The organism is Aetokthonos hydrillicola CCALA 1050 (assembly GCF_017591665.1).
Taxonomy (GTDB): Bacteria; Cyanobacteriota; Cyanobacteriia; order Cyanobacteriales; family Nostocaceae; genus Aetokthonos; species Aetokthonos hydrillicola.
Window position 1 is genome coordinate 22,495 of the sequence record NZ_JAAKGC010000074.1, and the last position, 11,311, is coordinate 33,805.

Genomic DNA, 11,311 nt, shown 5'->3' on the forward strand with positions numbered 1-11,311 from the left:
TCAGATTTATCTCTTGTAAAGGTTACTGAATATGTTTGATCTCGATCAAACATAAAAGTATTTAAGTAAACATTTATTTTGGACTGCCTCCGCAACTGATGTCACAACTGAAATAGGATTGCCATCATGTGCTAACCTATAATCGCCAAATAGATAAATCACTTAGGTAATGAGTAAAAAAATTCTGCTGATCGGTAGCAATGGTCAAGTGGGAAAAGAACTCCTACAAATTCTTGAACCTTACGAAAATGTCATCCCAATTACACGATCTACCGTAGATATTACCCAAAGCAGCAGTCTTTGCGGCGTTATTCGGGAACACCAACCAGAAATCATTATTAACGCTGCGGCTTACACTGCTGTCGATAAAGCTGAAAGTGAGCCAGAATTGGCAAAAACCATTAATGGGTTAGCACCTGGAATTCTTGCGGAGGAAGCAGAAAAACTCGGAGCTTTTCTGATTCACATTTCTACTGATTACGTTTTTGATGGTGAAAGCTCTCACCCTTATAGGGAAACTGACCCAACTAACCCCTTAAGTGTATACGGTGAAACTAAACTCATGGGGGAACAAGCAATTGAAAAGTCTTGTGCTGACCATTTCATCCTGCGTACAGCTTGGGTTTATGGCACTTATGGTAAAAGCAACTTCGTTAAAACGATGTTACGCCTGGGCGCAGAACGAGAAGAAATTCGGGTAGTTACTGATCAAATTGGTAGTCCTACGTGGGCAAGAGATATAGCAGACGCGATCGCCCAAATCATCCCCAAGTTTAGCTCAGAAATAGCAGGAATTTACCACTACACTAATAGCGGTGTTGCTAGTTGGTACGACTTTGCTATCACTATTTTCGAAGAAGCTCAGCACTTGGGCTTTCCTCTAAAAGTTAAGCGAGTTATCCCCATCACCACCTCAGAATATCCTACACCTGCCCGTCGTCCTAGCTATTCTGTTCTCTCTTGTGGGAAAATATCATCTATCCTGGGAATCCACCCACCGCACTGGCGTCTATCTTTAAGGCAAATGATACAAGAGTTAAATAATCAATAATGAAAGCACTAATTCTCTCAGGTGGTAAAGGTACACGTTTACGACCTCTAACTTATACTGGTGCAAAACAACTTATGCCAGTTGCAAATAAACCTATATTGTGGTACGGCGTTGAAGAAATGGTTTCTGCTGGTGTTACAGATATAGGTATCGTTATTAGCCCAGAAACTGGGGAAGAGGTTAAGGCAAAAACTGGTAATGGAGAGTTCTTCGGCGCAAAAATAACATACATTTTACAAGATACTCCCAAAGGACTCGCTCACGCAGTTCAAGTAGCGCGTCCGTTTTTACAAGATTCTCCTTTTGTGATGTATTTGGGAGATAACCTCATTCAACAAGGCGATTTAAGTTACTTTCTCCAACAATTTATTCTTCAACAGCAGGATGCTCTCATTCTTCTGCGTCGGGTTACTAATCCAAGTGCTTTTGGTGTTGCGAGGGTTGACGACAAGGGAAGGGTGTTAGAGTTAATTGAGAAACCGATATTGCCACCGTCTAATCTTGCGTTGGTTGGAGTTTATTTCTTTTCTCCAGTTATTCATGATGCGATCGCTTGCATCAAAACTTCTGCCAGAGGTGAGCTTGAAATCACTGATGCTATTCAACACCTAATTGATCAGCAAAAGCAAGTTACAGCTTATCAGCTAGAGGGTTGGTGGTTAGACACTGGGAAAAAGGATGATTTACTAGAAGCTAACCGTTTGATTCTTGATTCCTGTTTAAAAACCTCAATTGATGGAGAAATAGATGCCCACAGTCAAATTATTGGACGAGTTCAGATCGGTTCTAAGTCCAAAGTTATTAATTGTACAATTCGTGGTCCAGTCATTATAGGTAGTAATTGTTTTTTAGAAAACTGCTTTATTGGTCCTTATACGAGCATTGCTAATAATGTCATGCTTCAAGATAGTGATTTAGAACACAGCGTTGTTTTAGAAGGTGCTAAAGTTGTAGGAATTCATCAACGTATTATTGATAGCGTGATTGGGCAAAGAGCAACATTAACTATTGCACCGCGTCGACCTAAAGCTCTGCGATTTCTTATTGGTGATGACTGTCAAATTGAACTCATGTGATTTATTTTTTAATAGTTAACTATTATTCTACAACTCTGGTTAATAAGCTAATAAGTTCTCTGCCAGTTAGTCACGATTATGAGTACAAAATAGTTATTATTAACAACTCGCCAGATGACGATTCCATCGCTCAACTGAAAACAGAGTCTGTATTAGTCTTTGATGCCGAAGAAAATCTTGGTTTTGGTAGAGCTTGCAACAAAGGTCTAAAATTTGTATACGCTGAGCATCCCCAAGCTGTTGTCTGGATAATTAATCCTGACGCTTACCTATTAGAAAATAGCTTACAAAAAGTAACCCATTTTTTTGAACTGTACCCAGAAGTTTCTATTCTTGGAACAGCTATTTATACCTTTGCCCGTGAAGTTTGGTTTGCTGGCGGTTCCTTCACTCCTAAAACTGGAGCAATCTTCACTAAAGACTTGTTCATAAACTCAGATGCCGATTATATCATTTGTGATTGGATTTCAGGTTGTAGTATGATTATTAATCTTCGTAAGTTTCAAGATTGTCCGCAGTTTGACTCTGCTTACTTTCTCTACTATGAAGATTTTGACTTTTGCAAGCGTTATGCTGAGCAAGGACATTTAATCGCCGTGACAAAGCAGATTGGCGTACTGCATGAACCATCTTCAATTACTAATAGATATGTTGTTCAAAAAATTAAACATAGTACTTACAGTTATTTACTAACTTTAGAGAGATATACAAACAAGGCAGTTTTTCTCCTTCGATTGATTCGGCTTTCTTGTTACGCAATTATTTTAATACCTGTACAACCTAAAATAGCATTAGGTAAGTTTTATGGTTTGTTTGTTTATTTAAAGTATAAATTCGAGTCTTAAATGAACGAATTATTAGTCAACTTATCAGTTATATTTTCCAAACCCACAGGCATAAGTAACTATGCCAAAAATATTTTTCCATATTTAAAGAGGCTCAATCCAACCTTATTAACTGCAGAAAATTATCCTGACTTTAAATGTTATCCGGTTCCAGATAATATGACTCCTGCTCAAGGAACAAAAGGTCATTTGGCTCGTCTATTGTGGACACAACTGGAACTACCACAAATTTATAAAAAGTTAAAATCTCGACTTTTTTTTTCTCCTCAGCCAGAAGCTCCCTTATTTTCTAAATGTCGTTTTGTCGTGATGGTTCACGACTTTATCCCATTACGTTTTCCCAAACCATCTTCTCCTCTGACATATTACCATCGGTGCTATATTCCCCAAGTTCTTGCCCAAGCGCAACACATTATCTGTAACTCTCAAGCTACCGCCGATGACATTACCGGCTTTTGCCAAATTTTAGCTAGCAAAATTACCCCTATTCCCCTTGCATACGACGCCAATCACTTTCGGGTTCAAGAACCAGATCAGGTGCGTTTTACAACAAATCGTCCTTATTATATCTACATCGGGCGACACGATCCCCATAAGAACCTACAAAGACTCATAGCTGCCTTTGCAGCAATACCTAACAATCGGGACTATGAACTTTGGCTAGCAGGACCATCGGATAAACGCTATACTCCTGTTTTACAAGCACAAGTTGCAGAGTTGGGTATAACTGAGCAAGTAAAATTTCTCAACTACGTTCCGTACAGTGAATTGCCTAAGATCATTAATGGTGCGATCGCGCTTGTTTTTCCGAGTCTTTGGGAAGGTTTTGGTTTTCCTGTTCTTGAAGCAATGGCTTGCGGTACTCCTGTCATCACTTCTAACCTCTCCTCGTTACCGGAAGTTGCTGGTGACGCTGCCATTTTGATCGATCCATATAATGTTCATGAAATTACTGCTGCCATGCAAATCATTGCAGCTGATTCGGCATTGTGCGATCGCCTTTCAATTGATGGTATCAACAGAGCAAATCAATTCAGTTGGCAAAGAACTGGGCTGACTACTGTTGAAGTTTTATCGCGCTATGTGTGAAAACTTTACAAAATTTTTACAATAAATCAACTGACTGAGAATTATACTCATATCAAATTTGTATCAAGTTATCAATCATCTATCCGTGAAAAAGGACATCTACCGATCTGACTTTTCACAGGATGTATAAATCAATTTTTATCAAAATGAACTCAGGAGTCAGAATTCAGGAGTCAGAAGAATAAATGCTGGTAAAAACCGTGCACTGACTCGTTTTTGAGATAGGGGTTAAAACTTTTCTTAAAACACCATCCCTTTATTGGTGGTGAGTAAGGGCGCTGCACTCCGGGTTTCCCTCCGTGGGCGACTGGCGCAAGCGTTGCGTTAGCGCAAGCGTTAGCCAGGAACGAGCGTCACCCGTAAAGCCCTTCTCCCAAGGGAGAAGGGTGACTTCTGACTCCTGACTCCTGACTCCTGTATTCTGAATTCTTTTTTATTGCTTCACTAGGAACGATTGGACAGACAACGGAGTAAAAATGACTGCCAACCTATTTAATGCCAGCTTCTATCGTGCGGCTAATTCTGACTTAAAAAACTTAACCGATGCTCAAGCTTTAGCTCACTTTCAAAACTATGGGCTCAACGAGGGACACACTTTTTCTCCCTTTGTCGATCTCAATTTTTACCGAGCAAGTAACCCCGATTTAGAAAAAGCTGGTATAAAAACTAATAAACAATTATTTGATCATTTACAGAAATCCGGTGTAGCTGAGGGACGGCGCTTTTCTCCAGTAGTTGATATCAACTTTTATTTAAAAAGTAATGGAGATGTTAACACAGCTTTTAAAGGTAACCGGGAACAAGCTTTTACTCATTTACAGAACCAAGGGGTAGGTGAGGGTAGAAAATTTTCTCAGTTTTTTGATACGGGATTTTATTTAGCTCGTAATAGTGATCTCAAAACGGCTTTTGGTGGAGATCGAGTCAAAGCCCTTCAACATCTTGCGATCTATGGGTTAAAAGAAAATCGGGAATTTTCTGACTTCTTTAATATTAATTACTATCGTAGCCAAAATTCAGACTTGCAAAAAGTAGGTTACCAAGGTATCCAATTGTTGGAACACTTTGAAACGTATGGTTTACGTGAAGGACGTTCCTTTTCGCTAACTTTCGATGTGAATTACTACCGTAAAACATATCCCGATTTAGTTGCTGCTGGGCTGTCTAATCAACAACTTTATGATCACTTCCAACTTTATGGTCTTAAAGAAGGAAGGGCATCTTCACAATCTTTTAATGTAAAATACTACTTGGCAAATAACACCGACTTGCAAAAAGCTGGATTCAGTTACGCGCAAGCTTACGATCACTTTCTACTTTATGGGGAGCGTGAAAAACGCAGCGGTGTAACTAGCCTACAATCTCAATGGACTCGGCAATTTGGTACGTCTGGTGATGATGAGTCTTTTGGGGTAGCAGTTGATGGTGCCGGGAATGTTTATATTACAGGGTATACTAACGGCTCATTGGCAGGCAATAATAGTGGAAAAAGTGATGCATGGGTAGCCAAGTATGACAAGAGCGGTGCTCAAATTTGGAAAAAGCAGCTCGGTACTGCTGGTAATGACGCTGCCTACGGTATAGGCGTTGACAGTGCTGGTAATGTCTACATTAGTGGTACTACTGAAGGTGCATTGAAAGGGACTAATAGTGGGGGCTATGATGTATGGCTAGCTAAGTATGACAGCAGTGGTGTTCAAAAGTGGCTTCAACAATTTGGCACTTCTACTGATGATGGCTCTAATGGTATAACCGTCGATAATAGCGGAAATGTTTATGTGACCGGGTATACTACCGGTGCGCTAGGAGGCGCTAGCAACGGAAACACTGATGCGTGGGTAGCTAAGTATGACAACAATGGTGCTCAAAAATGGCTCAAGCAGCTTGGCACTTCTGGGGATGATGAATCCAATAGTGTAGCTGTAGACAGTGCTGGCAATGTTTATATAACAGGGTACACTGAAGAGGGATTGGGAGGTGGTAATAGTGGAAAAAGTGATGCATGGGTAGCCAAGTATGACAGCAATGGTACTCAAAAGTGGGTCAAGCAACTGGGCACTTCTGAGAAGGATCAATCCAATAGTGTAGCTGTAGACAGTACTGGTAATGTTTATATAACAGGGGACACTGAAGGGGCATTGGGAGGACCCAATAGTGGAAACAGTGATGCATGGGTAGCCAAGTATGACAACAATGGTGTTCAAAAATGGCTCAAACAAATTGGCACTTCTGGTAAAGATGGAGCAAATGGTGTAACTGTTGATAGCATTGGCAACGTCTACATTTCAGGAAGTTCAAATGGTTCGTTGGCAGGTAATAACGCTGGAGGTTATGATGCTTGGATTGTTGCTTATGACAGCAACGGTGCTGCAGTCAGGAAAAGGCAATTAAGTACTTCCGCTGACGATCAATTGTATAGTGTTACCGTTGATAATAATGGTAATGTCTACATTACAGGAGCTACTACAGGGGCGTTTGCAGGAACTAATGCTGGAAATTATGATATCTGGGTAGCAAAATTGGCTTAATTTTGATAGACCCCCTTACTACGCCGCAGAGATACTTCAAGTATCTCACGGTGACTGGTATACGAAGAGTTAAAATCTACAATTAGCCGTTTTTTTGGATGATTCCTTTAAGAGCAGCTAAGAATTCTTGCTTAACGTATGGTTTTGTAAAGTACTGTACGGCTCCTAATTGCATCGCTAATTGGCGATGCTTGCTGCTGTTGCAAGTACTCAGCACAACCACAGGTATTTTTGTCAGCATCGGATCTTTGAGACGGTAACTAAGAAACTCAAAGCCATTTAAGTTAGGCATTTCAATATCACAAATCACTAGCTGGATTCTAGGATTTTGCTGCAATTGTGCGATCGCCTCTTGACCATCCTGTGCCTGCAGTACCTGATACCCTGCTTCTTGTAGAGCCAGGGATATGATCTGTCGTACTGTTTTGGAGTCGTCAACAACAAGAACAGTAGGTTTTTTGATAGTAGCGGTTAGTATTGTTTTATTACTAGCCCCTAATATATCTACTGATGGCATCTGAGCCAATTGTTTGCGGTCGACTGTTTGATTAAAATAGGCCAATAGACCCACAATATCAATCACTTGAAGCGGATTGTCTTTCCAAATAGTGTAGCCATGTACATAACTAGGAAGCCTGTTTTCATCGCTAAAAGGTTGAATGACTAGCTCTGGCTGTGTGATCAAGAACTCAATGTCTGGCTTTAAAGCCAGAGTTAGTTGCTCCTGGCTAATGATAAACAATGGTTCTGAGGGGTTATCTACAGAAAAGCCCTCTGGGAAAGCGTCTTTAGAATTCGCTTCTTGCCGTGGAGTTATGTAAGTTAGTAATTGTGAGACTTGATAGACAGGGAGCATTTGCTCACGCCAGTGCAAAAACTTCTGTGCTCTCGACGAGATGATTTCACCGTCTTGAGGAATTAAAATATCCTCAACACTCTCGGTTTTCAAAGTAAAAATAGTATGACCTGCAACCCAGACAAATAACTTAGAAGTCTTTAGTCTTATTTGAGATGTGGATCTCTGGGTGTTTGTAGATGCATCTGCGCTCCACAAATAGACTTGCTGAGAAATTTTTTGTGCAGGAGCAATAGAAAGCAACTCTTTATCTTTGGTGCCTAATAGCTTTGTCTTGGGAAATTCCTTCACAGTATCTATAGAAAAATCAGCCTTCAAGATTGCTTCGTAAGTTGAGCGTAAGCCTGCTAGTGCCAATTGTCCAATGTTGTAAGCTGCTTGAGGAGTGGTTTCTAGCGTCGCTAGAGTGGTTCTGGCGATCGCAACAAACCCTGAAAGCTCTAACAATTCACCAAGTCCCAAAAATACTTCTGCTTGACTTGCAAGTTCTTGAGCTAATTCCCGTTCATGAGTATGAGCTAGAATCATTTCCAAGTGTTCTAGCTCTTGAGATATCTCTGTGGTGAGGATAAGTCTAGAGGTATCTACATCTTCCTGAGTGATTGTAGATATATCACTGACTGCTTCTATGTGATGATTGGATCTTGTTTCTAAATTGGCAAAAACTGTTTCCGTCGTAGTTAAGGCACTAGAGGTATCATACTCTTCGTTATTACTTCGGTCTAATAAGAATAAACGTAGAGAACCATAAGCTTGCAGGAGCATATCTGTTTCAATATTTTTTTGCTCCAAAAAATCAAAGGTTTTCTCAAGCTGTTTGACTAAAGTTTCGATTCCAGCAAAATTAATTTGAACTGCGCCGCTTTGGATAGTATGAATAGCTCGCACCAAGTCACGAATTTTAGGTGCAGTGTAGCTGTAGGGCAGTTCTATGAGTTCATCCTGAATCTGCTGTACAAGTTCTAAAGTTTCTTCCAAAAAGTTTTGGTATACTTGGTTCCGTATACCATTTTTAAGAAACATAAGTCTTTTCCTTTATTTGAATAAGAGGATCATTTCGTAGAAGAACATGCTGGAATGTGTCAACTAATTCTGCTATGATTCCCCTTCTTCTTAAAGAGAGGGGAGCAAGCTTTATTGAACTAATTCACATCCTCCTGTAGATCTTGTATAAGCGTCATCAGATCTGCTAAAGAATCGGCTACAGCCAAGGCGTGTTTTGAAGTCTGGCTGGCAATACCAGCAACTTCATGAATTGATTCATTTGCATATGTTGAAGTTTGCACTTGTACAGCCGCCGCTTGAGCAACCTCTGTCATCAGTATTTTGATTTGCTCACTCTTCGTAATCATCTCCTCGAACTTACGCTGAGTTTCTTTAACTAATTCAGTCCCAGTTTTTACCTGTTCTGCTCCTGATTCAATAGCAGTAATGACTTCATTCGTTTGTACCTGCATTTGTGTAACTATTGGTTTGATTTCTACGATGCCCAAGTCTAATTGCTGCACTAAGGAAAGCACTTTTTCAGCAATCAAAGCAAATTTTTGACCAGCTTCTCCACTACGAGATGCTTCAAGTCCCGTATGCATTGCTTGGAGCTTTATTTGAGAAACCACATTACTAATAAGGTTTACAAGTTCAGACAGTTTTTGGGAAGGTTGATCTAAACCTTTAAGCTTAGAACTTGCGTCTATGACCGTTTCTTCAATAGTGGAAATGCTATTTAAAACTTGGGTTAAAGATTCATTTTCATCTTGTACTGTCAGACTAAGATCTTGTTCTTGAAGTTCTACTTGTTGAACAGAAGTAACCATCGCCCTAGCCAAATCAACTATTGTTTGAATTTGATTGTAGGTAGATGTCACTGACTCCATATGATTGAAAGCAACCTCTGTTGAAAGAGTTTGCACAACTGTTTCACAACTTCTAAGTAACTCTGATAACTGATGTTGTAGTGCTTGTTGTTGACGCTGCTGAATAAAGGTAGCTTCAGCAGATTCGTACGCTTGCTGTACTTGCTTTTGCAGCCTAGCATGGTCAAGAGCAAATCCCATTTGCATAGCTATCTGAGTGAATAAATCAATCTCAAACTGTTCCCACTCGCGAGGTCCCGAACAGTTATGTGCAATTAATAACCCAAATAGCTGGTTATCTTTAACAATTGGGGCAACTAAATTTGCTTTAACACCATATGCTTCTAGTTGACTAATGTGACAATCAGTCAAATTAGCTTTATAAATATTATTGATAGCTTGAACTCGACCTGCTTGGTATTTTTCTACATAGCCCTCTGCAAAGCAAGGATCTTTAATATTAGCTCGTAATGTTTTAGGAAAACCTGGCACAACTGCTTCTGCAATTACACTTCCATACCAGTCACGATCAAAGCCATAAACGATCACTCTGTCAGTATTTAGTGTTTTGCGAACTTTCTCAACAGTGGCTTTCAACAGTTCTTCTTCATTACGGGAACTCCAGATCTGACGGGTAATCTCTACAAACATTTCAGTTTGTAAACCCTTCGCATCTGTTCGTTGAAGGAGTCTAGCATGATCAAGAGCAAATCCAACTTGGGTCGCTACTTGAGAGAATAAATCAATCTCAGACTGCTGCCAATTACGGGGTTTAGAACACTGGTGTGCAATTAATAACCCAAATAGCTGGTCATCCTTGAGAATTGGTGCAACCAAATTTGCCTTAATACCAAAGGGTTTGAGTTGGTCAATGTGACAAGCTGTCAACCCAGCTTCATAAATATTATTGATCGCTTGAACTCGACCTGCTTGGTACTTTTCTATATAGCCCTCTGCAAAGCAGGGATCTTTAATATCGGCTCTCAATGTTTTCGGAAAACCTGGCAAAACTGCTTCTGCAACTACAGTCCCATACCAATTGGAATCAAATCCATAAATGACGACTCGATCTGCTATTAGTGCTTTGCGAACTTCTTCAACTGTCGCTTTAAGAACATCCTCTTCGTTGAGTGATTCTCGAATACGGCGGGTGATGCTTATAAATACCTGAGCTTGATCGATTTTGCTATCTACTTGTTCTAGTCGCTTGGCGTAATTAAGAGCTAATCCTATTTGTGTGCCAGCTATCTGGGCAAATAAATCGATTTCATACTGTTGCCAAAAGCGAAATCTAGAACACTGATGTCCAATTAATAGGCCGAATAACTCCTCGTCTTTGAAAATAGGAGCAACTACATAAGACTTAACAGAAAATCTCTCTAGCAATTCAACCTGAGAATCAGAGAGGTTAGCTTGATAGACATCATTAATAGCAAGCACCCCGCCCTTCTGGCATTTTTCAATATACCCCCTTACAAACCCGGGATCAGATATTGTTGTCCAGAGGGTTTTTTGTAGACCAGATCCTACTGATTCTGCTACAAAGGTTCCATCTCCTTCGGGATTAAAGCGAAAGATTGTTACACGGTCAATTTTTAAGGCTTTGCGAACTTCTTCAACAGTTGTTATGAGAACGTTTTCTTCATTGCGTGATTCCTGAATGCGGCGAGTGATGTCCATTAAGACTTGGCTGCGCTCAGTTTCAACTTCTTGTTTATATAGTAACCCCAGAAGCTTTTCTTTTATCAAGCCGATGTTTGTCTCTAGAACAACGAGTTCGTCTTTACTAATGACGGGAGCGGTAGTACCTACAATTTCTCTATGTAGCCTATTTACCATACTGGTAGATATGGCCGCAGCATTTAATATTGGACGAATTGCTCTATTTGCGACAAATGCTGCGATCGCACCTGCTAATACTGCTGTCAGCCCTGTTCCCATTAACACAATTAACAGATGTCTCTGTAGTGCTTGAGTTTCTGCTAACTCTATAGAGCCTAAAAGTCTATCTTG

At 40.2% G+C, this 11,311-nt stretch carries 7 protein-coding genes; 5 read left to right on the top strand and 2 right to left on the bottom strand.

Going from position 1 to position 11,311, the window contains the following annotated elements; translation table 11 throughout:
- Nucleotides 1-169 precede the first annotated feature (169 nt).
- The 5 genes from rfbD to G4P69_RS27250 all read left to right on the top strand — a co-directional run bounded on the left by rfbD (nucleotide 170) and on the right by G4P69_RS27250 (nucleotide 6,589).
- Nucleotides 170-1,051, top strand: a complete 882-nt coding sequence (gene rfbD, locus G4P69_RS27230; RefSeq protein WP_208344016.1) for a dTDP-4-dehydrorhamnose reductase — start codon at nucleotides 170-172, stop codon at nucleotides 1,049-1,051.
- Nucleotides 1,051-2,127 carry a glucose-1-phosphate thymidylyltransferase gene (locus G4P69_RS27235; RefSeq protein ID WP_208344017.1) on the top strand — a complete coding sequence of 359 codons (1,077 nt, stop codon included), beginning with the start codon at nucleotides 1,051-1,053 and terminating at the stop codon, nucleotides 2,125-2,127. The genes rfbD and G4P69_RS27235 overlap by 1 nt, the downstream gene beginning before the upstream one ends.
- Complete coding sequence (locus tag G4P69_RS27240) at nucleotides 2,124-2,972, top strand: glycosyltransferase (protein WP_208344018.1); 849 nt, start codon at nucleotides 2,124-2,126, stop codon at nucleotides 2,970-2,972. Before G4P69_RS27235 ends, G4P69_RS27240 begins: the two co-directional genes overlap by 4 nt.
- Nucleotides 2,973-4,061 (top strand): glycosyltransferase family 4 protein, encoded by a 1,089-nt coding sequence (locus tag G4P69_RS27245; RefSeq protein WP_208344019.1) that lies wholly within the window; start codon nucleotides 2,973-2,975, stop codon nucleotides 4,059-4,061.
- A 476-nt stretch (nucleotides 4,062-4,537) separates the two neighbouring features.
- Nucleotides 4,538-6,589, top strand: coding sequence for an SBBP repeat-containing protein (locus tag G4P69_RS27250; RefSeq protein ID WP_208352511.1), 2,052 nt, complete (start codon nucleotides 4,538-4,540; stop codon nucleotides 6,587-6,589).
- Nucleotides 6,590-6,671: 82 nt separating this feature from the next.
- On the opposite strand, the gene G4P69_RS27255 is transcribed toward G4P69_RS27250, so the two are convergent.
- Nucleotides 6,672-8,468 carry a response regulator gene (locus G4P69_RS27255; RefSeq protein WP_208344021.1) on the bottom strand — a complete coding sequence of 599 codons (1,797 nt, stop codon included), beginning with the start codon at nucleotides 8,466-8,468 and terminating at the stop codon, nucleotides 6,672-6,674.
- 119 nt (nucleotides 8,469-8,587) lie between these two features.
- The coding region (locus tag G4P69_RS27260; protein WP_208352522.1) for a methyl-accepting chemotaxis protein at nucleotides 8,588-11,311 on the bottom strand (2,724 nt) is incomplete at its 5' end.

What these genes read in the sequence shown, in the direction of transcription:
- G4P69_RS27235 (WP_208344017.1), top strand. Translation starts at nt 1,051, where the DNA reads ATGAAAGCACTAATTCTCTCAGGTGGTAAAGGTACACGTTTACGACCT.
- G4P69_RS27255 (WP_208344021.1), bottom strand. Translation starts at nt 8,468, where the DNA reads ATGTTTCTTAAAAATGGTATACGGAACCAAGTATACCAAAACTTTTTG.
- G4P69_RS27245 (WP_208344019.1), top strand. Translation starts at nt 2,973, where the DNA reads ATGAACGAATTATTAGTCAACTTATCAGTTATATTTTCCAAACCCACA.
- G4P69_RS27250 (WP_208352511.1), top strand. Translation starts at nt 4,538, where the DNA reads ATGACTGCCAACCTATTTAATGCCAGCTTCTATCGTGCGGCTAATTCT.
- rfbD (WP_208344016.1), top strand. Translation starts at nt 170, where the DNA reads ATGAGTAAAAAAATTCTGCTGATCGGTAGCAATGGTCAAGTGGGAAAA.